The sequence below is a fragment of the Mycobacterium sp. 134 genome, assembly GCF_048282715.1.
Classification (GTDB): Bacteria; Actinomycetota; Actinomycetes; order Mycobacteriales; family Mycobacteriaceae; genus Mycobacterium; species Mycobacterium septicum.
This window is the reverse complement of the sequence record NZ_JBLVUN010000008.1, coordinates 4,239,872-4,263,004: the sequence shown is the minus strand read 5'-3', so window position 1 is coordinate 4,263,004 and position 23,133 is coordinate 4,239,872. Positions and strand designations below refer to the sequence as shown.

The following is a 23,133-nucleotide window of genomic DNA, read 5'->3' as shown; positions in this document are numbered from 1 at the left end:
AACCGATCAGTTGTGCGGCCCGCCTGCCAGATAGACATCGAGCAACTGCCGCAGGCTCGCCCCGACCGCGCGGTCGTCGGTCAATGGAGCGACGATGGCAGCCTCCGCCGCCTCCCGCAGCGACAGGCCTGCCTCGGTCAGGCGGGCGGCCGCGATGAGTACGCGGGTCGAGGAAACCTCCCGAAGACCCGCACGGTCGATGCGCCGGATTGCCTGCGCGAGGCGGACCAGATCGTCAGCGACCTGTTCGGTGGTGCCGCTCTCGCATCGCACGATGTCGATCTCCACATCTGCGTCCGGATAGTCGAATTCGATCGCAACCATGCGTTGCCGCGTGGAGTCCTTCAAGTCTTTGAGAATGCTCTGGTAACCCGGGTTGTAGGAAACGACCAGGCAGAATCCAGGTGCGGCCGTGAGCGTTTGACCGAGGCGCTCGATCGGCAGCGTTCGCCGATGATCGGCGAGGGGATGTAGTACCACCGTGGTGTCCTGACGGGCCTCAACCACCTCGTCCAGGTAGCAGATCGCACCTTCACGAACTGCGCGCGTCAGCGGGCCGTCGACCCATTCGGTATCCCCACCGCGCAGCAAGAACCGGCCGACGAGGTCGGCGGTGGTGAGATCGTCATGACACGCCACGGTGATCAGCGGCCGCCCCACCTCGTGAGCCATTGCCTCGACGAATCGTGTCTTTCCGCACCCCGTCGGCCCCTTGAGTAGCACTGGGAGTTGTTGCCGGAAAGCGGCTGCGAACACCCGTTCCTCGTTGCCGACAGCCCGATAGAACGGACGCTCCGTCAGTCGGCCAGAGTTCTCGGTGCCGTCCGCTGCCAAGGTCACTGCGGATTGTTGCAGCGGTCAGACGTGACGGCGATGTCCGTCGGTCGGCCCTCGGGTTGAGCGATCTGCCACGAGCTTGCCTTGCCGGCAGTGAATGGTCCTGGGGCGCTCTGGGATTGGTAATAGCCTCGCGGATCCCAGGTCTTGGCCTGGGGGTATGGCCATGGGCAGGCCACAGTGGATGCCGCGCCGGTCGTGCGTGCCAGCCAGAACGCTGAGCTGAAGCTCATCATCGCGACATTCACCACGACTGCCATCACCAGGAAGGTAGCCAACTTCGGGTGACGCGCATGTAGGCGCAGCCGCTGGGCAATCTTGCCTGCCTGGGATTTTCCGGTGTCATCGCGATAAAGCAAGATCGACGCCGGGATCATGATGACTGTGATGAGCACGCTGGCCATCAACAGGGGGAACTGACTGTTCTTGCCGACGTCGATCGAGCCGAGTTCGACGACATGGCTGTAGGTGAGGAACTGGGTGCGGGTCAGGAGAATCTCTTGGGCAGCGTCCCAGATGACGCCGATCACGAACGTCAGCACGCCAATCGAGATCAGCGGGTGGCGCCAGACGAAAGTTTCCGGGGCGCGGCGTCGTTGAATTGCCCGCAGGACCGGCATGGCCAGGAAGTACGGGAGCAGGACGTAGGGCGCGTAAATGACCGAGGTCAACGGTTCGATAACCGGAGAAATGTTGAGCCACGGCCAATCCCGAGGAAAGTGCCAGAGATTCGGGTTGTACACCAGGCCGATTGCCCAGTTGTTGATGGGGTCCCACCAGAACAGCGTGCTCGAGGCCAGGATCATGAGAATGACCGGATGCCCGGGATGGCGCCGCCAGACCAGAATTGAGGCGGCGATGGTGATGACCAGGAGCGCAGCGCCCAACACCTGGCCCCAGAACACAAAGTCGATGCTGGGCCACAGCGGCTCCACCGGCGGCGGTTTGCCCACGCCGTCTGGATTCTGATTCTCGGGCGATGCCGCTCCATGCTTCTCCGCAGTCACCAGAATGAAGATCGCCAACACAGCGACGATCGCCCAACCGAGCAGGACCTTCCAGTGCGAGGCGGTCGGTGTCGATGTGGTGCGGTCGGCGACGGGCCTTCCGGCAGGAATTGATGGCTTCATGGCACTCCGTGTAGCTCCCCGCGATCGTGGTGACGGGTGAGGCGAACCTCGCCTCGGTGGAGCGTAACGCATATATTTCAGATAATGAACTAGTTTCCTGTGGCCACGGAAGGGAGGCGTGGCCAGGTATGGTGTGGCGTCGTGACCGACACGATTGGCGCTGCCGACGACGCCGACATCGTCGACTTCTTGGGCGCTGCAACGGACATCCGACGCATGATTTCGGTCCTCACCATGCCCGTCGCACGCGAGTACGGAATCTCGGAACGTGCCCTGGGCATCATTTTTCTGGTTCATGCCGGGCTCGACCGTCCCGGCCTGCTGATCGACTACCTCAACGTATTGCCGAGCACGATCACCTCGGACATCGACAAACTCGTCGCCACGAATCTGCTCAGGCGGGCGCCATCTGATGACGACCGACGAGTCACCCGCATCGAGGTCACTCCGAGAGGCGCAGCAGCCCAACAGGAATCACTGCGCCGACTACACGAGTTCTTCCGTGACAAAGCGACCGGCGTGGGCCTCGAAGAACTCCATGCATGCGTCGCTACGCTTCGCAAGCTCAGCGGCGTTCCACAGTCGTCGGTTCCCAACCCGCTGCGTAAGGCGGACGACGTTCGCTGATGATCGAGTCCCCCGGGGCTGCGTTGTCGGATCGGCAGGCCGGATCGTGCATGTCCGGCCGGATGCCACCGGAACGGTCTGACCAGGCGTGGACCTGGTCCGGTACGGTCGCCCGGGGACGGCTGCGCAGCACCGCCGCCCTTGTGCCCGTCAGTCGCCTGCGTGCCACGTTGACCGCATAGGTGAGTGCCACGCCCACGATCAGCGCGGCCAGCACACCGAGCACGCGGTGGTCACCGAACAACGGATAGACCTGGTAGTGCGTCAAGTACGTGTACAGCGACGCCTCGGCGAGTACCCCGCAGCCCGCCGCCACCACGGCGGGGCAGCGCAGCGCGGGCAGCCAGATCAGCAGTACGAACCCCGCCAGCACCAGGGTCTCTCGACCGCTGTTGTTGAAGTAGCCGTGCACGCCGATCATCAGCGCCACCGTGACGATCAGGCGCTGCCAGGTGGTCGTGGCCTTGGCCGCCGCCCATCCGGCAGCGAAGAACCAGAACGCCAGCACCGTGAACCAGGCTTCACGGCCCAAGCCGAAGCCGGGTAGGTCGTAACGCAATACCAGCCCCAACGCCAGGAACGCGGCGGCGAAGGCGAACGGGCGGTGCCGTTCCCATCGATCGGCGCTCGGCAGCGCGCACAACGCGGTCAGCGCCACCAGGATCCAGAACAGCACTTCGACGAACCACAACCGTCCAGCGGTCATGCTGTCGTGCGGCCCGAGGAACTTGTTGGCCAGCAACAGGTTCGACGCGTGGTAGTCGTCGGTGATGATCAGCACGACGGCGACCCACACGATCGAAGGGACTGCGATCCAGGCCATGGTGTTGCGCAGGTGACACAACCGCGTGAGCCGCGGCACCGGTGTCAGGCAGAACCGGCCGAAGTTGTAGCCGGCCACTCCGAGCAGGACGTGGGCACCGCCCCACAGGGCGAACAATTCGGCGTGTGAGCCGACGATGAGAACGATGGCCGCAGTGCGCAGGGCGACACTGGTTTCCACGGTCGCCCATCGGCGTGGTCGGGGTGTGCAGCTGTACTCCAGCTCCCGCAGTGCCATCCGGTGCCAATCTTTCGGCAGCCGGCCCAGGGCGCGTTCCAGCCGGACCGACATGGCCACATAGGACAGGGAGTTGCCTCCGAGGTCGACGAAGCTGGCGTCGCGGTCGATGGATTCGGCGGGGAGATGAAGGACCTCGGCGAACATCTCACGGAGGTCGGAAGCATCGGCAACGGGCGGCTCGGCGGCCAACGTGCGCACCGCGGTGTAATCGGGCTTGCCGGAGACCAGCCGGGGCAGTTCGGCGACGAGCACGGCGCGCACCGCGCCGGCGGGCACGCCCGCCGCGGTGGCGGTCAGCTGTTGCACCTGGGAGACGGTGGCTCCGCCGGTGTCGACGGCTGCGACGGTGAGGGTGCCACCGTCGTCCGTGCACAACATGGTCACCCCCTGTTCGGCCAGGGCGGCTTGTACACGGTCCAGGTCGATGCGCAGTCCGAACAGTTTCACGAACCGGCTGCTGCGGCCGATGATCTCGTACAGGCCGTCAGGGTCGCGCCGGGCGATGTCGCCGGTGCACAGCTCCTCGACGGTGGCGCCCCGGGTCAGATCCTCGGGCTGTTGTGCGTACCCGAGCATCACGTTGGCCCCGCGGTAGATCAGTTCGCCGGTGCCGTCGGGCCACGCCGCGCCGGGTCGGATGGACAGGTTGCCGCCTGGGATCGGACGTCCGATGGCCTTTGGGTGCGATAGGGCCAATTCCGGTGGCAGATAGGCGATCCGGGCGGTCGCCTCGGTGGCCCCGTACATCACGAACAGCTGCCAGCCGCGGCGTCGTCCCAGTGCTGCGAAGTGGCTCACCCGATCGGGTGCCATCTGCCCGCCGGCCTGGGTGATGTAGCGCAGGTGGGGCAGGTCCATGGACTCGAAGCCGATGCGGTCGAGCAGCTCGAACGTGTGGGGTACCCCGGCGAAGGTGGTGGCACGGTGGCGGGTGAACAGGTCCCAGAACTCGTCGTCGACCACCGAGCGGTCCGTGAGGATCAGGGCGGCGCCGCGCAGCAGGTGGCTGTTGACCACCGAAAGGCCGTAGCAGTACGACAGCGGCAATGTGGTTGCGGCCCGGTCAGTCTCACTGATATCGAGGTACTCGGCGATGGCGGCCGCGTTGCTTGCCAGGTTGGTGTGGGATAACCGGACCAGCTTCGGTGACCCGGTGCTGCCCGAGGTCGACATCAGCAGGGCAAGGTCGTCGTGCAGTCGGTGCGTGCTGTGGATGCGCCGATGGTGGATGCCCGCGGCGTCGATCACGGTATCGGGGGAGTAGATCCGCAGGATCTCGCGGTGATCGCCGCCCGCGGGTACCGGCAGGGAGACGTGGCCGCCGGCGAGTGCGCCCAGGTAGTGCACCAGGGTGGGCAGGTCGTTACGTGCTTCGAGGAGCACGAGCCGACGTTCGGGGCCCAGCGCCGCCGAGGCCCGCGACACTAGATCGGCAAGAGTCGAGTAGCTGACCTGTTGGGTCTCGGTCACCACCGCGATCCGGTCACCGTGAGCCCGCAACGCTTCGACGATGTGGTTCAAGGCAATGCCGTCCCGATGCCACGCACGTCGATTCGGACCTCGGTGTCGCATGCCGGCGGATTCAGGCTGTGCTGGCGCACGACGATGGGCTCACCGGCCGCCGGCGGTTCGATGGTGAGCAGCACGTCGTGGCCGAGGAACTCGGTCGCGACCACGGTCCCCACGGTGGCCGCCGCTTCGGCATCATCCGCACTGTCCGAAATCGCGGTCGCGACAAGCTGTTCAGGCCGCAACACGAGTGTGCACGGACCGTCGGCGGCGCCGGACTGGACCGGTATGCGGCCCAGCGAGCTGTCGGCCCATCCGGACGTGACGGTTCCGGGCACCGTGATGCAATCTCCGAGGAACTCGGCGGTGAACCGGTCGGCCGGTTGGCGGTACACCTGCTCGGGTGTTCCGACCTGGGTGAATCTGCCCTCGCGCATCACCGCGACCTGATCGGAGATCGAGAGCGCCTCCTCCTGGTCGTGCGTCACGATCAGGGTGGTGACCCCGGTGTCGGACAGCGCCCTTGCCACGGACTTGCGGGTGGCCGCCCGCAGCCCGGTGTCCAGGGCGCTGAACGGCTCGTCGAGCAGCATGATCACCGGCCGGCGGGCCAGGGCCCGGGCCAGTGCGACGCGCTGCTGCTGTCCGCCGGACAGTTGGTGCGGCCGGCGTTGCGCGAACGAGGAATCCAGGGACACGGTATCCAGCAGCTCGCTGACCCTGGCCCGGGCCGCGGCGCCGCGTTCGCGCAGGCCGTACGCGACGTTCTGTGCCACCGTCAGGTGCGGAAACAACGCGCCGTCCTGCGCCACATAGCCGACGTCGCGACGGTGCGGGGCGACAGTGTTTGTGGGGCTTGCCATCTGGCGGCCGGCGATGGTCACGGTGCCCCCGTCGGGGGATTCGAAGCCGGCGATCACCCGCAGCAGCGTGGTCTTGCCGCAGCCGGACGATCCGACCACCGCCGTGATGGTCCCCGGCGTCAGGGTCAGGTCGATACCGTCGAGCACCGCAGTGCCGTTGAAGGACTTGCGAAGTCCACGTACCTGTAGAACGTCGTCGGTCACAGGGCGGCCACCTTCGTCGACTGGCGCAACAGGATCAGAGTCACGGGGATCGACAGGGCGATCAGCATCAGGGCGTAGGGTGCCGCCGCGGCGTAGTCCAGTTCACTACTCAGCGACCAGAACCGCATCGCCAGGGTGCGGGTGCCCGTGGGTGCCAGCAGCAGCGTCGCCGTCAATTCCGTTGCCACCGCGACGAATACCAGCGAGGCGCCGGCGGCGGCGGCCGGGGCGGTCAGCCGGAGGGTGATACGCACGAACGTGCGCGCAGACGAAGCGCCGAGCGAACGGGAGGCCTCTTCCACAGACGGCGGCACCTGCGCCAGGCCCGAGCGCAGGCTGACCAGCGCGCGGGGCAAGAACAGCAGCACGTAGGCGCAGATCACCAGCGTCGCAGTCTGATAGAGCGGCGGCGCGTACCGGATCGCGACGGTGACCAGGGCCAGCGCGGTGACGATACCGGGCATCGAGCTGGTGATGAAGTTGGCGCCTTCGATCGAGCGGGCCAGCAGGCCGCGGTAACGGACGGCGACCCAGGCGAACGGGAAGGCCAGCACGGTGGTCAGGACCGCGGCAGCAGCGGCGAGTGCCGCTGTCTGGGCCAGCGCGGTGCCGATCTGGTCGAGCTCCCACACCTGTGCGCCGCCGATCCAGAGCCATCGCGTGAGCGTCCACAACGGCACCCCCAACGCCAGCGCGGCCAGTACCACCAGCCCGGCGGTGGCCGGCAACATGGTGCGGCCCAGGCGCATCGGCACGCCGGCACGCTGGGCGCCGGAACCGATCCGCGCGAACCGGGAGTTGCCGCGGGCGGCGGCCTCGGTGACCAGAAGCAGTAGGCACAACAGCACGAGGACGGCGGCCAGGGTTGCGCCGGCGGCGCCGTCGAAGGTGGCCTGAAACTGTTCGAAGATCGCGGTGGTGAAGGTCGAGAAGCGGATCATCGCGAACGCGCCGTACTCGGACAGCAGGTGGACACCGATCAGCAGGCCGCCACCCAGGATGGCCAGACGCAGCTGCGGCAGCACCACCCGGAAGAACACCCCGGACGATCCGGATCCCAGCGCCCGGGCCGATTCCTCCAGCGCCGGGTCGATGCGACGCAGGGTGGCCGCGGCGGGCACGTAGACGAACGGGAAGTACGACAGCGTCGCGATCAGAATGCCTGCAGGCATTCCGTGCAGCGTCGGCAGCACGCTGACCCACGCGTAGCTGTTGACGAACGCCGGAACGGCCAGGGGCGCGACGAACACCGGCCGCCACCACGTGCGTCCCGGCAGATCGGTGCGCTCAACCAGCCAGGCCGCACCCACCCCGAGCACCACGCACACCGGCACGGTGATCACGACCAGGCCCACGGTGTTGAGCAGGAGTTCTCCGACCCGGGGCCGCACCACCAGCTCGATCACCCGGTGCGGACCGGTGGTGATCACCGACCAGGCGACGTAGCCCAGCGGGATGAACGTGGCCGCCAGCAACAGCACCACGGCGGTGCTCAGCCCTGGCCCCGGCCGGGCACCTGCGGAGCGCTGCGGCGGTGCCTGCTGCGTTGACGGGGGCTCGGTCGCGACCAATTACAGCAAGCCAGCCTTTGTCATCAGGTCGGTGACCTTGGCGGCATCGAGTGTGGACGGGTTGACCGCGGGAGCCTGCAATGTGTCCAACGGCGGCAGCGCCGGGTTGGCCGCGACGCCACTGGCGACCGGATATTCGAACGAGGTGCCCTTCTGCAGAACCTCTTGACCGGCCTTGCCCGTGACGAACCGAAGGAACTGCTGGGCCTGGTCCTGCTTCTTGCTGGATTTCAGCACCCCGCCGCCGGACAGGCTGACGAAGGCTCCGGGATCTTGGTTCTTGAAGTAGTGCAGTGCGGTGTTGCCGCTGATCTCCTTGGTCTTGGACTGATCGCGGAACCAGTAGTAGTGGTAGATGATCCCGCCGTCGACCTGGCCGTCGTTGACGGCGCGCAGCGTCGCGATATTGTCTTGGAGCACAACGGCATTGGTCTTCAAACCGGCCAGCCATTGCGCGGTGGCCGGCTCGCCCTTCAGTTCGAGTATGGCCGCGACGATCGCCTGGAAATCCGCCTTGGCCGGCGGTGCGCCCCATCGGCCCTTCCACTGCGGCTGCTGCAGATCCATGATCGAGCGCGGCAACTGGTCGGCCGGGAGCTTGGCCTTGTTGTAGACGAAGACCGTCGAGCGCGCCGCCACGCCGGTCCACTTGCCCGACGACGGCCGGAACTGGGCCGGGACCTGATCGAGGGTCTGCTGCTCGACGTCGGAGAACAGCCCGGCCTTCTCGACAGCGGCCATCGCCGGGGAGTTCTCGGTGAGGAACACGTCGGCGGGTGAAGCGTTACCCTCGGCCACCAGCTGGTTGCCGAGCTCGGTGTCGCCACCCTGCCGGTAGGTGACCTTGATCCCGGTCTCCTTGGTGAACGCGTCGATCCACTCCTTGGTGAGGGACTCGTGCTGGGCGTTGTAGATCAGCAGCTCGTCAGACCCTGAACTGGAGCACCCGACCATGCCGGCCGCGACCGCGACGGCAGACAGGACAACAGCAACCCGGCGGCTCCAACGTGTGGGCATCAAGTGAATCCTCTCGGTATTAGCTGAGCATCACCTAAGGACACTACCGGGGTGGACGGGCGCGAAGCCGGAGACAGCGGGAATCGCCGAGCGGCGGACACTCTCGAATAGTCGGGCTAACCGAAGGCGCCCGAGTTCTCGTTCACGCCGACCGACGTCGGACCGGTGGGACCTGTGGATGAAATCCACGCTGGGGATAACTCGGCCTGACTGAGCCGGTTCTGTCGGACCGCGTCCGCACGGTGTGGGCATGAGTTCTCTGACACGGGCCGAGATCGGCGCACTGGGTGAACAGCTGGCGGTCGAGCATCTGGCGGCACAGGGGTTGCGCACGCTGACGCGCAACTGGCGGTGTCGTTACGGCGAGCTCGACGTAATCGCCGTGGACAAATAGGAGGAATTGCATCGGATACAACATTCGTCCCGTTGTAGGTGCGGACAGCCTATTGGGGTTGCGGTCGGTACGAATGGCCGACACGCGGTTTAGGGCATTGCTCGTCCCTTCCGACCCAGAATCCAATGTGCGGCAGCGTAAAAGCAGACGTGCAGCCCTCCTTGCGGTGTGCTGTCCAGCACAGCCGGAGCGTACAGCGGGCGATGAGGTGGACTAAGATCCGCGACAACCGACCTCCGACTGTTGCCATATTCTTGTGGAGCTCGGGTGATCGCGCCGCGACCATACGGTCTGCCGGTATGTCCTTGGGGCGCACCGTATTTCATCAACGCGTTGGCGCGGCAATAAGTGGTAGATGTCCTCTGTCCACGAACATGGGCCCACGCGGAACGCCCTCGCAGCGAAGTGTTGGTTGCTAGCCCAGCCCGGGTTGGCTCATCGACAGCTGCGGTTTCCCTGGCAGGCGGCGGGGAATACTAGACGCCCAGTTGCCGGCGCACGCCGTTGAGATCTTCGTATGCGAGGTTGAGGATGCCAGCGGTGGCCGACAGGCAATACCTGGTGGCATTGTCGTTTTCGACGATAACCAGATGTGTGTCCCGAGCCAGCAGTAGGTGTGCCTTGCTTCCCCGGCGATGGGCTGCGCGCAGCCGTTCGTGGTTGGTTCGGGGCGTCTCAACGCGGACGTGGCGCAGTATCGCTTTGGTGGGCATTCCGACTCCTGTCGGTAAGGACCGGTTTGTGCGAGCGGTGTTGGCGCAGTTGGGTCTGCATCGTGTCGAGTACGGTGTCGGCGATCTGATCGATTTGCTCGAAAATCGTTGTGACCTGTTCGCGTGACCACTCACCACAGCTGCCATTGGGCATCCCCACCTCTGCGTTGACGGCCGCGGAGAGTCGAAGGATCACAATGACCAAGTTGTGTTGGCGGGGCGGCAGCGGCGTCCTTCGCTAACCGCAATTTGTGTTACTTCCCAATGCGCTCGGGCAATGGATGTTAGTTCACCGGGTCCGCTATCCATTCTGCTTTGAGAATGTGTCCACGCCCGCGGTCGCGGCTATTCCCTGCGCCGGTCACAGCTTTGGGCAACCTCGATAACGCTGGCTTATCCCGCTAGCTAAGTCGGACGGTTTTTACCGCTGCTCAGCGCACCGGCGGGATTACTCTTGCAGGGTGACCGATAGCAAAGAGGTGGACTTCCTCAATCACCCCGACTTGGACGTTCGGGACCTGTCGTACACCCGCAGCCGTGTCGGCCAACTCCTTGACCTAACCAAAGGGTCGTTCTTCGATATGGGCTTCGGTCCGCGGGATGATGACGACGTCACCGCAGATCGGCTCGACAACGACGACGATTGGCCAAGCGACCGTCTCGAGGTTTACGTGAAAGAGCATCCGCGCGGACCTGGATACGTGTGCGACGTCGTCTATCACTCCGAGCGGCTCCCGGTCACCGTCTATGGCGTTCTCGTTAACCGCGGACATGGCTTAGAAGTGGCTGAACTCGAACTGTTCCGCCGCACTTGGGGCTACTTCGACGGATCGGACAACTACGCAATGCCGGAGAGCGACGATCTACCGGACGGCCACGATCCGCCGACGCTCATCACCAGCGACATCCTGCGTCGGATTCCGCTGGGTGACATCGTTGCCCGTACCCAGCGGTGGCTCGCAGACGCCTCCTGGCGCACCGAAGGAATCCGCACCTTGCCAGGGCCGGACCTTCGACCCGACGACCTCACAGACCAACAACGCCGCGCCCTGGAGAACTCCTCTAACAGCATGCTGCGCCGCCGCGGCAGACCCGAGCTCAGCGACGAGCTGCTCGTCGATGTCGCCGAGGCATACATCCAGGAGGCAGGGCGCGGTCGTGGTGCGATTAACCGCATGGCCGACATCTTCAACCGGCCCGAAGCCACAATTCGCGACTGGATCTCTATCGCACGGCGTCGCGGCTACCTGGCCCCGACAAAACCGGGACGACGCGGCGCCGCACCTGGGCCACGACTGTCCAAACCCAGCAAATCTGACGAAGTCGACGACGATGGACCTGAGTTTCGTCCCAACCTGAGCCGCGAACGCCGCCGCCACATCATGCGGCTGATCGAAGGGGAGGGCCTCCTCGACGCCGACCTGACCGAGGATGCCCGCATCCTCTACATCGTGGGCGGCCTGGTCTGCAACGACGTCGGGTTTCTTCGCCAGTCTGATCTGCACACCGCTATGGCTGAACCCGACATCCTCGAGGCGGCCGTCGAGATTCTCGCGAAGGCGCGACAACGCGCTGACAAACGTCGCTCCGGCACCAACCCAAGTCGCTCGAAGTCGCCGCGGAAGACACGCACATGATGCGCGTTTACGAATTGGCTCGGCAGCTCGGCTGGAGCCCCAAGCAGTTGATGCAGGTACTCAACGATCGCGGCGAGTACGTCAACTCGCCGATGAACAAAGTGGAGGCACCCATCGTCCGATCAATACTCCGCGACTTCGCGGCGCAATCCCACATGTGTAACGCAACAGAGGCCGACACGGCCCTTGACTCATTGCAGTTCGGTCGTTCAGCGGCCATCACTGAAGCCAAAGAGACGGGGTCATCGTTCGCAGCCGACCTCGCACGAGTCCGATCTACCTCGTCGCCGGCGGGCTTGCTACCCGCCGCGGGGGGCAAATGGCTACCAGCCGTATTGCGAGCACTGCTGGACGAAATCATCGTGCCCAACCGACGAGAAGATCTCGGTGCTCCCACAGACGGTAGGGCTTACTACCCCTGGGAGATGGGGAAAGCTAAAGCGCTCCACAAAGAATGGGCTCGCCAACAACTCCTCGGTCTTGACGGCAGCAGCGAGACCATCATCGAATGGATCCGTCTCACTGGTGACGGGCAACGTCCCTACCTAGCGACCAACCTCGCACTTTCTGGCATCACAGCGCAAGAAGCAGCGCTGCGGCTCCGCTATGGTCGGCTAGATCCACTGTGTGACAACATCTTTAGCCGATACCGGGACAAACGCATTAGCAAGACCGAAGCAGTGGCAGAAATCTATCGCTGGCGACGCAACCAGCAGGCCGGCTAATCGCACAGATCGATCACGGCTGGTGTGGCGGTATCAAAGTCGTTGCGATCAACCATCGGTGCGCAGCACGCCAGCCGCAGTTGGCGATGAAGTACGGCTTCACCGCTGATCGGCTCACTGGTCGGCTGCGGCCACAGGTCCGTCATTGTCTCGACCTCCACATCAAACGTCCCTTCACCCACAAACTCGCAGTCCTGCACACCTTGCTGACCATCGCTGGAAGTGGTTCACCGGCCTTTGCCCGTACGGAAGCGGATGCCGACGATCGGTGTGACGATAAGTCTGGGCTCTGCATTACTACTTTGGGAACTCGCTCGCCCAGATGGATTTCGGATCGTGACATCACCGAGCGCATGTCTACAGAGTTGTGCTGTCGTGCGCGATCCGAAACCGAAACGTTGACCATCGTCGGCGACAGTCGAGCACACCTGACAGGAACCTACGGATCACCGTTCAGCACTCTATTCGAATTCTGCGTCCGCGTGGTGCGAGCCGAGAGTGATGGTGCGGGTTCCTACACTTCCGGCTGGCCGTTGGCAGCCAGAAACGCTTGCACGCTGGGCGGAGGCCCCCACCACCTTCCGCCGAAAGAAAAGGATTCCTGCATTGTCCGGCGCACCACATCGTGAATCGCGGCGGCGATCGTCGGGTCGTCGGCGTTGGGGAATACTGCTGATCGCACCGCTTTGTCTCCAGATATTCTCACCAGGGCTGGATCTGCCCTCGCCTCGTCGAACGCGGCGCTGGACGGGTACATACTCTTCACCGAAGTGGGGCCGTCGACCACCACCAGCAGACAGTACAGAATATCGAACTGACACAGGCTATTTAGCAAAACATCTTCGGGCGCTCCAGAGCGCGCCAGCATGCTCTCGGGGATGTCCGGATGCATAGTGGGCTCGGTTGTCTGTAGTTCCCGGCTCGCGGCGATCAGATACCCTCCGTCGCCATCGTCGGTCCTGGTTAAGCCGGCACGGGCAGCTTCGACGTGACCGTGTCGAATCCACGAAGAATGGATGTAAGCAGTATCGGCTTGGTGAATCTTCGCTGGCTTCAACACAATAGAACGCATGGTTGACCAATCGTCCAATCGCACCGCGAGGCTTCCCAGGATGTACAGTCGAATCACAATGGCCAGACGCTTTTTCGCGAGCTCTTGTCCCGGGTCGTGATCGGCCAGATAGCCCTCGTACACCTCGTGCAGCAGTACCAGAGCGGATTCGACGATGTCGTGGCGTTCGAAGTTGAGCGCCTGGCACGTCACGATCGTCCATTTGTCGAGTGCTTGCTCAGTTTCAGCGAGCGTGTTGTGTGCGCGGAGGTGATGCTGCAGCGACCGGAGGAACTGCCGCAGTGCGACGTCCTTGTCAGCCATTGCCAGACTCCAGATGCTCGATTACAGCGGCGGCGAAGGTGTTGTTGTCCATATCCATCAACAGCGGAGCTGGAGCCTTCGGCGACCGCGCGTTGGCCCTTTCCTCCAAGAACGTCCGCAGCATCCCTTGAGCGACTTTCTCCGCTTCGGCGCGGACCTGTGCATCATGTTCCTTGAGGATGTCCTTCCAATGCACATGCCGTAAAAGAACATTCGCTGGACCCTCGCGTACGAGTACATCGCCCTCGCGGAATACCACTTTGTCCCTGTTCTTATGGTCTTTGTACTGGCCTGTTGCGCTCATCGGCACCGGCAGCCCATCGCGATGGTGCGGGACCCACACGAGGACGAAGTCATGCTCATCAATGGTGTGTAGCTGGGACACTATGTGAATCTCGGCTTCGATGAATTTTCTGACCTGCTGATTAAGATTTGCACCGTCGAACTGGCGCGGGTTCACCAATGTTCCTGCGGGGATGGCTGGCTTGCCGTCATCGGTTACGCCGATGAGGATGTATCCGCCTGGCGGACGGTTAGCCATGGACACCGCATCTTTCACGAACTCGATCCGGTCCTTGGTGTTCGAGAAATCAACACTGGACTTGAAATCCAGGTGTGTTTCTTCAGGCGCAACGAGCAGCTGCTGCAATTTCTCCGCGTCGGTCCGCCCATCAGCAACGATCATCGAACACCGCCATCAGGCACTGCCGCGGCGCAGGGCAGGCCAGACGCCCGCCCGCGCTGGCACGTTTGTTGCTCTTGGTCGGATCGCAATTCCCACCTCATCACGTCAACACAAAGAACGAATAGACACGATACGGTCAGTCGCGGTTGCCGGGCCCGCCGTTTCTTTCAGGTCTAGGTCACTGTACGACCGCTCTCCGCCGAGGTCCGGCGACATGCTTGCTCGTGGAGTGTAAACACACTGACAGTAGACCTACTAGTAGTACACTCGCGATCGGCTCGCTTCGCCCGACACTGAAGGAGGGCCAGGTGCGAAAGCATAGGAGTGGCTCCGAAACTCGGCAACGCACAGAGCAATTGACCCTTCGTCTCCTGCCTGCCGAACGGGAGGCGTTGTCGATCCTGGCACGTCGGTCTGGCCACCGGACCATCCAATCGTGGATACGAAAGGAGATGGAGCCGTATTTCGTAGCGCTTCGCGCCTCTAGGCCGGGTTCGGCCACCGCACGCATGGACGGTGGGAGTTTTTGCGGCGTCAGCGGAGAACCGCTCGGGTAAGTACTACTAGTAGTGCTACGCTTGGTGTGCGGGGGTCTCCGGAGTGGCTAGTACTGAAGTGCCGGGACAGACGAGGTGGCAAGCCGGCCGCGCAGGTTGCAGGAATCTGCATACAAGTCGCCCTCGATTGCCCTCCGGGGACTCTCGCCTCGGCTTGTACTGTCTGTTGCGCGGGTGCAGATGCGTCGATGCGTCGGTGGCCTAGAATGGCAATTTTGAATAGCAGAAACAAATGGATCGCAATAAACCTGCAGGTTGGTTGAATTTCATTTGCAGCGCTGTTCTGGAAAGCGACGCCAGGCTGCACGAATGGTCGTTGACGACGAGTGGCGCTCGACGCCGGGTGCGGTCAGCTCCTAGATGCGGGGAGATGACGCTCAGCGAGTTGGCGGAACTCTTCGTCGTCGAGCAGCCCTTGGTGGAACGCCATCTCGACGTCGTCCCAGTCGCCACGTTCGTACGCGTCGGTGGGCGCATCGTTAAGGCGGATGACGCCGCCGAATGAGTATGACTTGTGCATGAGTTGGTTCATCATCTCGTCGCTGTCGATCAGGCCGGCCGTGCGGCGGTCGATGATCTCGGCGGGTGCCTGCTCAAACTGCGACGGACCTAATTCCAGGATTCGACGCAGGCTACGTTGTGCCGACGGCCGCAAGGAAACGCCAGTAATCTCGTTGATTTGCCGGTCGGAAAGCCCTCCGGCGGTGGCGGCTTGATAGATGGCGCGCAGAAGTTCCCGTTCTTGGACACGAACCAACGCCGCCAACCGTAGTTGCGCCCGCGTGTGAGCGGTGGCCATTTGTTTGCGCCCCTCATTGATTCATTGCGCTTCCAGAACCCAGTGTAGGCAGCCCTACGCACTCGGGCACCAGCTCCATTTTGCTCGCGTGCTGCTACCTGAGTCCATGGCTCCCCTCCAAGATCTGTCCGCGTCAGAAGGCTGAGCGGACCTCCTGGCCTCTGGATCTTGGGAAAGCGGCAATTCTGGCTTCGTCCCCGGGTAATCGCCACGGCAGGGGACCCACGGATAAACCGTCGTCAGGCCTCCGAATGCCGCGTCGGTGATGTGTCGACTAGCAATTCGGTCACGGGCACCTCCAGCGCGTCGGCAAGATCGTAGAGGCGTTCGAAGAGCAAGCTTCGCCGCCCGAGTTCGACGTTGATCAGCACGTTGCGTGTGACTCCGGACCGAATCGCCAAGGCCTCCTGGGTGAGGCCACGCTCCAGGCGCAACTGCCGGATGCGTGACCCCACCGTCTCACGTCGGTTCGCCCACACGGCTGCACGTTCCGGATCGGTCTGGCTGGGTCGGGTGGGCACCCGACAAGTAGCTGGTAAATATGCCAACAAGTCTGCCCTACTAGTAGGGCATTCGGAGTGAGTTGCCACATGTTATGCGAGCGAGTCGCGCGGAGTGGTCGCGCGAGACGTGCCGCCCGGGAACGAGTGTGGCTCTGTCTCGGCTCGCTCGGCTCGGACATGGGTGCACGTGGATCTTCCATAGTTGTGGCGCGCCGTCGCCGTCGATGAAAACTCTCGCCATCTTTCGATCCGGTCGAGGGCATTGTTTGTGCTGCTGCTGCTGCTGCTGCTTGGTTGGTTGCACTGTTGGGTAACCGAAATCGGAATGTTCGATGACCGGTGGGGTCAGTGGACCGACCCCGGCACCCGCCCGATAGCCGAGCATCTGTTGACTCACGGCGAGGCGATGTCTGTCCGTGAGACGGTGTCCAAAGGAAGAGGCAAGCGCGTTCGCTGTACACCGGCGGCGTCTTTCGGGCCACCTCGGTGGAAGGGTCGATGATTGCTCACGCAGCGACGGCCACGCCGGGCGACCCGTTCTCCAGGTCTCAGGGCATGGAGGGCTGTGCAGCAAGGTCTGAAAGGTCTGGCGGTTGCATTCCTCGTGAGGCGTACGCATCGGTGGTGAGCCGCGGAGCATCGACCTTCCAGAATTTCCCGAGACGAGCGGTGAGTTCGTCGATCATCAGTCCAAAGTGCTGCAGCTTGATTTGTAAGAGGCGCTGGTCGAGTTCGGAAGGAACGGAGCGCACTGAGTATGCCCGTGTCATAGCCGCGAACGAACTTCGCAACGCCACCGCGATATCGCCGACAGTTGCGGCGTAATGCACTGCCTGCATCTGTTTTGAGTCGCGCCACATGAGCTCATACAACGACGTCAGATCGCGTGGTGACGCGTGTGCGAGACCAGACAGTCTGCGGTATGAACCTTCAGCTACGGCCTCGTGGGTGAAATCGGTGAGCAAGCTAGCCACCGCCTTGGTGATACTGCCGAACGGAGGGGATGGTGTGGGTAGCGATGCGCCACTGTGCCAATCGTTGAGGACTCGGTTCACGGCGACGTACAGCTCATGGACGCCCGGTGCCGGCAGGTGTTTCTGCAAAAGGCCCTTTTTGTACATGCTCAGCATCTTGGCTATCCGCATCTCCCGCGAGTCGTGCGGATCGCACAGATAGTAGGCACTCGCGCTGTACTCGACAATCTGGCGAGTTAGCACCGCGGCAGGAATATGCGAGTGTGCATGCTGGCTGAACATCTGCGAAAGCGCAAACAGCCCGTCTCGCACGCCATTAAGATAATATCCGATCAATTGATGCGTGTATGAGAGCGGCGCGGAAAAAATGGCCGAGGAAAACGCCTCATCAATTTCCTTAATTTCACCGCCCGGTTCGTGGGGCGCATAGTGTGCGGTATCGTCAATTAGTCGTGCGATGGACAAGCAGTACTCACGAACTGTGCCATCGTCAATGCCGGTCACGGTGGCGGGGGTGTCGGAAGTGGGCTCGTTAATTTCGGTCATGTCCTCGTACCTTCACCTGAAGGGTCTTGGATAGATATAGCGTAATCCGGGGGCGTCTCAATACCTCTGAGACCTTGGCCAGCTCCATCGACTGGCAAGTAGGAGCGGGCGAGTTCTGGGCGAGCCCCACCCCTGGCCGAATGGAGCATCGACCGGAATCTGCGAGGGTTTGACTCGTCACCTCTGGGCCGTCGACGTTGTTGGGGATCGGACGGACAGACTTCGAGCTGCTGATGGAAGCCGTCGAGTGATGAGGATGCAGATCGATCTTCACCTCTGGCGGAAGAATCGGACTCACCTCAGTCGCGGTGTGCTGGGAGGCCCGGGCCGATGTATCGATGCGGCTACACGACCCGTGGGTGCCCAAGTCAACTAAAGTCCGCAAGGACTTCGTGGTACGCAACTTGTGCATCATGGCCTCTGCCGACCTTGATCGGAGGCAATGTGGGGTGGCCAATCCTGGGGGATTACGACGGCGGGCATTGCCAACGGGTCACCGTCCCAAGCGAAGTGGACGTTCCAACGCTCAGGGTCGTTGAACGACACTGTGCCGTCGCCGGCGAAGGTGGCCGTCTCGAAATCGATGCGGCCGTCTGGCATCGCCTCAAAGTCCACTCCATCAAAAGCAATACGGCTGTCGCGGGAAGCGGCGACAAATTTGGTGTCTGGGAATGAGATATGCCCGGTACGAGCTTCGAAGTGCGTGCCGAAAAAGGTTATGGTGCCGCCACTTTCAGCGGCGAACGTAGTGGTCTGGAACAGAATGCTTTCCGGGCGCTTGGTGTGGAGGTGGCGGTCGCGGCTCCGATCGGAGCTGAAGAGCGCCCGGTCGAAGGTCACGCGACCTTGATTTGATGCCGTGAATTCCGTTCCGTGAAACGATATTCCTCGCTCATAGTCTGCGAAAAAAGCTGTTTCGTTGAAGTCGATGATTCCACCACGGTCTGCGCAGAATAGCGTCTCGTTGAAGCTGACTGCAGCGCCTACCTTCCCATGAAATGTTGTTCCTTGGAAGCTGATAGTAGCCGAGTTGCCGTCCGCAATAAACGTAGCTCGGTTGAACTTGATGGCGCCAGGCTTTTTTCCTCTGAATTGAGCGTCGTCGAACAACGCCTTTCCTTTAAACACGGTGCCAGAAAAATCTGCGGCGTGGATGAGGGCCCAGGACAGGTCGGCATCGTAAAGGTGGGCACCCGAAAGGTTGAGGGTGGCGTCCGACCAGCTGGGCGATGCATCTGGATGGAGGTGTTGGCGCAGTGTGGCGTAGATGGTTTCGCGTACCGCACGTTCCTCGGCGAGGTGTGTCGTCTGTTTGTCGGTCGCGTCGTAAGCGGCGCCCCCATCGGTGCCGATGTCATTGTCGGGTGCCCATGGCTTTCGAAGGTAGGAGCACAGCACGTCGAGACATGTTTGGATGTGGCGGCTTTCAGGATCCAGCGCGTGCCAGTCGTCTGCGAGGGCGACGATCGCATGGACACCCGCTTGCCGGGTCATCAAGGTTTTGCTGTCTAGCTGGGCGGTGGCGGTAGTGAACCGGGCGTGAAGATCCCGGCGGATCTCATGAATTCGTTCGTCACGGTGGCGGTTCTGTTCGGTGTCGTGGCGGGCTTTCTCCGCTTCTCGGGTGTAGTGGCCGTTGTAGTAGGCGAGCACACCGGCGGTGATGGCGCCGATGCCGGCCGCGAGTGTGGCGTAGGGCTGCGCGGCCTGTTCCCAGAATGTGTCCCACTTGACTGGTCGTTGGGCCAACCATGCATACAGTGCCGGTGGCACGGCGTAACAGGCGATCGCTGCGGAGCCGAGGACCGACAGGGTGCGTTGTAGACCCACTCTGCGTATCGGCTGTCCAGCATCACTTGACGTGTTGGTCATCAATGCAGGCACTGTCCTTTCGACTCCTGGCGGGCCGTCTGATCTTTGGGCTCACCGCCCGCGGTGTCCTGCCGGGGCTGCTTCGGAGATCACCATGCAACGATTCGGTGCTTCCGCCATCGATATTTGATTCGACAGCGGTGAACACATGCGAATCGTCCCAACAGCCCGCGTGCCGGCCGGCGAGCCGTACGGCGATGAGCGCGTCGCGCATCTGAACGCCCCCGGGATCGGCCCGAACAGCGTGCGTCAGTGGCAGTGTCATAGCGTCGGGGTAGCAGCCGGCGTGCGAGTGGGCGACGAAGGCCATCGAGTGCCGGGGCTGCGATTCAATGGCGGGCTGGGTCTGCTCCATCACGGGATCCATTGTCGCCTCTGGATTGCCAGGGTGCTGACGCTAATCGGGCCGTCTCATGGATCGGGCGGATCCGTGCCGGGCGTCTATCGGCAATGACGCCTATGTTCGAAAGTTCTCGCGTCTGCGTTCGTTTGTCGTTGCATGTTTCGTCTTGGAGCGTGGTGAGTGTTGTTTGGAGTTTGCGATTTGGGCGTCCCGAGGGTTGAGATCTGCGCTGCTGTACGGCGGTCGTCGCGTCGACGTTCGAACTCGTTTGGTGAGGAGTCGGTACGCGCTGTAGCGCGCGACGCATGAGATGCAAGTATCTTGGCGTCCTCATGGATGCGCTGATGGGGCTCGCCACGCGGCAGTGCGGTCGGCGCGGGCGCAGATATGGTTCGTCGCTGTGACGGGTTCTGCAGCGGGCCGCCACACTGTCGGCACCGTGGTGTTCACGGCGACCGGCGGTCCGCCGAACCGATCGGCTCCTCGAATAAGCTTGTTCTGCAGGGTTTCTCAGTGTCACGGGTTTTCTGGCACAATCAGGCACGAAACGCTGCGAAGTTGGCTATTGCGAACAGCGCCGGCGAGCCTGACTGCCACCAGAGATACTTCCAGCACGGTGGCGTATGTGGGCAACGCCCACTGGCTGCCCGCGATGTCACCTGTCTGTTCTCACGCTGCGTGTCATTTTCTCCGCGCCCATGTCATGTAGTCGTCACCCGAATCGAGTCGGTGTCATCCACCGTGAGACCGACCACCACTCGTACCCCTCGGTCGCACCCACCAATACCCCAACCCCGACGGGGATACAGCCCCAGCGCCTCTCGAATCGCAGTCAGCGATTTCGCTGCGACACCGACGCCCGAATTCGTGATCAAACGACTCCTGAATCGGCCGTCAAAGTCAGACATGGTTGGAGTTCTGGGTCGGCGGCAAGAAAGTTGGTGCGTTCGTTGCTGTTGAAGGGGTTGTATCGTGAAAAGGCGCATTCAGCCGATTGCTGTTGAGTGCGCAATCGTTATGCGGGAGGGGGTAGATGATGGGAGACCATCTAGGAGTCGATCCGGTCGACCTGCACATGTCATCGGATCACATGGACATGCACCATGCTGACTTGTCCGCTGCTCACGCGGCCGCAGATGCTGATATCGAGGCCGCACAGTCGGGGTGGGTGGGGGCATCGGCCGTGGCGTTACGTGCGAAGTTTGCCGAGTGGCAGGCCGCATCGCAGGAGATGCAGGCCGACGTCGCTGCCCACGGCACAGCTTTCCGCGCGGCAGCTCATGGTTACACGACTGTGGATACCGAAAGTTCACAAACCATCCAAAAGAGCTCAGAAGCCATCGAAAAACAACCCTGATGGGCCTTACCCTTGCTGACATCGAGCGTTGGGACGCCTCGACACTTCGGGAGGTCGCTGCTGCGCTCGGCAAGCGTGGTGCCAGCGCCAACGACGTCCGTTCCGGTCTGACGAAACTCCCGCTCATCGAAAGTTGGCAGGGCGGTGGGGGAGACGCGGCCCGTGCCTCATTGGACACACTGAGCGCCTACCTCGCCTCCCATGGCGAGGAAATGGCCAGGGTCTCGTCGGCGACGAGGTCCAGCGCTGACGAGATCGAAGGCGTCAAATCAGCACTGCACCGCATCTACGAGGACGCTCGCAACGAAGGATTCAGCATCGACCCCGTCTCCGGGGAAGTAACCGCTACCGACCAGTCGAAGGTCGGCGATCCGCTGTATGCGCTGCAACAGGCGGACCTTGAAGTGCGGATCAAGGATCTGCTCGTCGCAGCAGATGAAGCCGACGACGGCTTGGCGAAGGCCATCACGGATGCGGGTGGGCATTCGGCTGGCACCGATCCGCCTGATGTGCGTGGCGCCCTTGCGAAGCCGGTTCCCGATGATCCAAACCAGTTCCGTGATTTCTGGGAAGGTCTGACTCCCGAAGAACGTGACGCGCTCTATCAGCGCGATCCCACCATCGCCAACCACAACGGTATGCCTGGCGTCGACCAGGATTACTACAACCGCCAGACGTTGGACCGCGAACTGCCCCAGGCACAGGCTGCCCAGGACCGCGTCGATGCACTCAAGGCGCAGCACCCGGACTGGGCTGACGGCAAGAACATCCCGCCCCCTAATGAGCCCGGCGCCATCTTCGCTGACCGGCCCAAGTATGAGGCGTGGCAGCGGGAACTGAGCGACGCCCAGAACGGCGCCAAGTACCTGCCGGACCTGCAGGCCATCGACAGGGCTGTACGCGACAATCCCGAACGCAAACTGATGCTGCTGGACACCAAATCCGGCGAGCAGGTCCACGCCGCAATCGCTGTGGGAGACCCTGACACCGCCGATCACGTCTCGGTGACGGCTCCTGGCCTGAACACCACCGTGCACGGTTCCATTGAGGGCATGGCCAACGAGGCGATGAACGTCCGGAAGGAAGCGCTTGACCAACTCGATTTGGCCGAGCGTGGCGACGAGACCGTCGCTGCCATTGCGTGGATCGGTTATGACATCCCGCAGGTTCCCGGCTGGGATCAATTTGGCACGTCGGCGGACGGTGTGTGGGACGTCATGCATGACGACCTGGCTCGTGCCGGCGCGCACGACCTGGCCGGGTTCTACGACGGCATCAACGCAGCACACCAGGGCCCGTTGGACCTCACCGCGATCGGGCACTCCTACGGTTCGCTCACCACTGGTCTGGCCCTGCAGGAACCCGGCAACCACGGTGTCGACAACGTCCTGTTCTACGGTTCACCCGGTATCGAAGCGTCCACACCGCAAGATCTGCAAATGCAACCCGGCCACGTCTACGCGATGGAGGCCCCTGACGATCCCATTCAGGGTGTGTACGACACCAGAGCCGTGATTCAAGGAATCCCGATTATCGGTTCTTACCTGAACAACGAATTCGGCGACTTCGGCCCGAACCCCGCCACCAATCCCAACTTCACCCAGCTCGCGACCGCCCCCACCACGTTGCCCATACCCGACGGCCGCACGCTAGAAGGCGTTAGCGGTCCGCACGCGCACAGCCAGTACCCTCAACTGGGCGATAACGGCCAGCCCCGCATCAGCGGCTACAACATCGCCGCCGTCGTGGCAGGCACAACACCGATCCCGGACAAGTGAGCACAGCGCCTATGACCTTGAACCGCACCGTCCGCCACCAAATCAGCGCGATAA

Annotated in this window: 19 protein-coding genes and 1 pseudogene; 6 read left to right on the top strand and 14 right to left on the bottom strand. The window is 62.8% G+C overall.

Going from position 1 to position 23,133, the window contains the following annotated elements:
• Nucleotides 1-6 precede the first annotated feature (6 nt).
• Together ACNQVK_RS25050 and ACNQVK_RS25045 are read right to left on the bottom strand one after the other, a co-directional pair.
• Nucleotides 7-840, bottom strand: coding sequence for a CbbQ/NirQ/NorQ/GpvN family protein (locus ACNQVK_RS25050; protein ID WP_418031682.1), 834 nt, complete (start codon nt 838-840; stop codon nt 7-9).
• Entirely contained in the window at nt 837-1,967 is a 1,131-nt protein-coding gene (locus tag ACNQVK_RS25045; RefSeq protein ID WP_418031681.1) for a spirocyclase AveC family protein, read from the bottom strand. Before ACNQVK_RS25045 ends, ACNQVK_RS25050 begins: the two co-directional genes overlap by 4 nt.
• Before the next feature lie 141 nt (nt 1,968-2,108).
• Between ACNQVK_RS25045 and ACNQVK_RS25040 the strand changes: the two genes are divergently transcribed.
• Complete coding sequence (locus ACNQVK_RS25040; protein WP_409553098.1) at nt 2,109-2,594, top strand: MarR family winged helix-turn-helix transcriptional regulator; 486 nt, start codon at nt 2,109-2,111, stop codon at nt 2,592-2,594.
• Here the strand turns inward: ACNQVK_RS25040 and ACNQVK_RS25035 are convergent.
• From ACNQVK_RS25035 to ACNQVK_RS25020, 4 genes are read right to left on the bottom strand one after another with little or no spacing between them, the layout of a single operon-like run.
• Complete coding sequence (locus tag ACNQVK_RS25035) at nt 2,533-5,178, bottom strand: AMP-binding protein (protein WP_418031680.1); 2,646 nt, start codon at nt 5,176-5,178, stop codon at nt 2,533-2,535. The genes ACNQVK_RS25040 and ACNQVK_RS25035 overlap by 62 nt on opposite strands.
• Nucleotides 5,175-6,233, bottom strand: coding sequence for an ABC transporter ATP-binding protein (locus tag ACNQVK_RS25030; RefSeq protein ID WP_418031679.1), 1,059 nt, complete (start codon nt 6,231-6,233; stop codon nt 5,175-5,177). The genes ACNQVK_RS25035 and ACNQVK_RS25030 overlap by 4 nt, the downstream gene beginning before the upstream one ends.
• Nucleotides 6,230-7,804 (bottom strand): ABC transporter permease, encoded by a 1,575-nt coding sequence (locus ACNQVK_RS25025; RefSeq protein WP_418031678.1) that lies wholly within the window; start codon nt 7,802-7,804, stop codon nt 6,230-6,232. Before ACNQVK_RS25025 ends, ACNQVK_RS25030 begins: the two co-directional genes overlap by 4 nt.
• Entirely contained in the window at nt 7,805-8,821 is a 1,017-nt protein-coding gene (locus tag ACNQVK_RS25020; RefSeq protein WP_418031677.1) for an iron ABC transporter substrate-binding protein, read from the bottom strand.
• A 250-nt stretch (nt 8,822-9,071) separates the two neighbouring features.
• Here ACNQVK_RS25020 and ACNQVK_RS25015 point away from each other — a divergent pair.
• Nucleotides 9,072-9,209 (top strand): annotated as a pseudogene (locus ACNQVK_RS25015) (YraN family protein); the annotation flags it as partial.
• A 482-nt stretch (nt 9,210-9,691) separates the two neighbouring features.
• On the opposite strand, the gene ACNQVK_RS25010 reads toward ACNQVK_RS25015, so the two are convergent.
• Nucleotides 9,692-9,928, bottom strand: a complete 237-nt coding sequence (locus ACNQVK_RS25010; RefSeq protein WP_418031676.1) for a hypothetical protein — start codon at nt 9,926-9,928, stop codon at nt 9,692-9,694.
• Nucleotides 9,929-10,389: 461 nt separating this feature from the next.
• Here ACNQVK_RS25010 and ACNQVK_RS25005 point away from each other — a divergent pair, with 461 nt between their 5' ends.
• Nucleotides 10,390-11,565 carry a hypothetical protein gene (locus tag ACNQVK_RS25005; RefSeq protein WP_418031675.1) on the top strand — a complete coding sequence of 392 codons (1,176 nt, stop codon included), beginning with the start codon at nt 10,390-10,392 and terminating at the stop codon, nt 11,563-11,565.
• Nucleotides 11,562-12,290, top strand: coding sequence for a translation initiation factor IF-2 N-terminal domain-containing protein (locus tag ACNQVK_RS25000; RefSeq protein ID WP_418031674.1), 729 nt, complete (start codon nt 11,562-11,564; stop codon nt 12,288-12,290). Before ACNQVK_RS25005 ends, ACNQVK_RS25000 begins: the two co-directional genes overlap by 4 nt.
• Here ACNQVK_RS25000 and ACNQVK_RS24995 read toward each other — a convergent pair.
• From ACNQVK_RS24995 to ACNQVK_RS24965, 7 genes are all read right to left on the bottom strand, one after another.
• Nucleotides 12,287-12,436 carry a hypothetical protein gene (locus ACNQVK_RS24995; RefSeq protein ID WP_418031673.1) on the bottom strand — a complete coding sequence of 50 codons (150 nt, stop codon included), beginning with the start codon at nt 12,434-12,436 and terminating at the stop codon, nt 12,287-12,289. The two genes, ACNQVK_RS25000 and ACNQVK_RS24995, sit on opposite strands and share 4 nt — an antisense overlap.
• Before the next feature lie 368 nt (nt 12,437-12,804).
• Nucleotides 12,805-13,665 (bottom strand): hypothetical protein, encoded by an 861-nt coding sequence (locus tag ACNQVK_RS24990; RefSeq protein ID WP_418031672.1) that lies wholly within the window; start codon nt 13,663-13,665, stop codon nt 12,805-12,807.
• Complete coding sequence (locus ACNQVK_RS24985) at nt 13,658-14,350, bottom strand: helix-turn-helix domain-containing protein (RefSeq protein ID WP_418031671.1); 693 nt, start codon at nt 14,348-14,350, stop codon at nt 13,658-13,660. Before ACNQVK_RS24985 ends, ACNQVK_RS24990 begins: the two co-directional genes overlap by 8 nt.
• Nucleotides 14,351-15,256: 906 nt before the next feature.
• Entirely contained in the window at nt 15,257-15,706 is a 450-nt protein-coding gene (locus tag ACNQVK_RS24980) for a winged helix-turn-helix domain-containing protein (protein ID WP_418031670.1), read from the bottom strand.
• A gap of 239 nt (nt 15,707-15,945) precedes the next feature.
• Nucleotides 15,946-16,227 carry a helix-turn-helix domain-containing protein gene (locus ACNQVK_RS24975; protein ID WP_418031669.1) on the bottom strand — a complete coding sequence of 94 codons (282 nt, stop codon included), beginning with the start codon at nt 16,225-16,227 and terminating at the stop codon, nt 15,946-15,948.
• Nucleotides 16,228-16,757: 530 nt separating this feature from the next.
• Nucleotides 16,758-17,729, bottom strand: a complete 972-nt coding sequence (locus tag ACNQVK_RS24970) for a hypothetical protein (protein ID WP_418031668.1) — start codon at nt 17,727-17,729, stop codon at nt 16,758-16,760.
• A 411-nt stretch (nt 17,730-18,140) separates the two neighbouring features.
• Nucleotides 18,141-19,601 carry a hypothetical protein gene (locus tag ACNQVK_RS24965; RefSeq protein ID WP_418031667.1) on the bottom strand — a complete coding sequence of 487 codons (1,461 nt, stop codon included), beginning with the start codon at nt 19,599-19,601 and terminating at the stop codon, nt 18,141-18,143.
• A 1,376-nt stretch (nt 19,602-20,977) separates the two neighbouring features.
• Here ACNQVK_RS24965 and ACNQVK_RS24960 point away from each other — a divergent pair.
• Nucleotides 20,978-21,301 (top strand): WXG100 family type VII secretion target, encoded by a 324-nt coding sequence (locus tag ACNQVK_RS24960; RefSeq protein ID WP_418031666.1) that lies wholly within the window; start codon nt 20,978-20,980, stop codon nt 21,299-21,301.
• Nucleotides 21,301-23,079 (top strand): alpha/beta hydrolase, encoded by a 1,779-nt coding sequence (locus ACNQVK_RS24955; RefSeq protein ID WP_418031665.1) that lies wholly within the window; start codon nt 21,301-21,303, stop codon nt 23,077-23,079. Before ACNQVK_RS24960 ends, ACNQVK_RS24955 begins: the two co-directional genes overlap by 1 nt.
• Nucleotides 23,080-23,133: the final 54 nt, after the last annotated feature.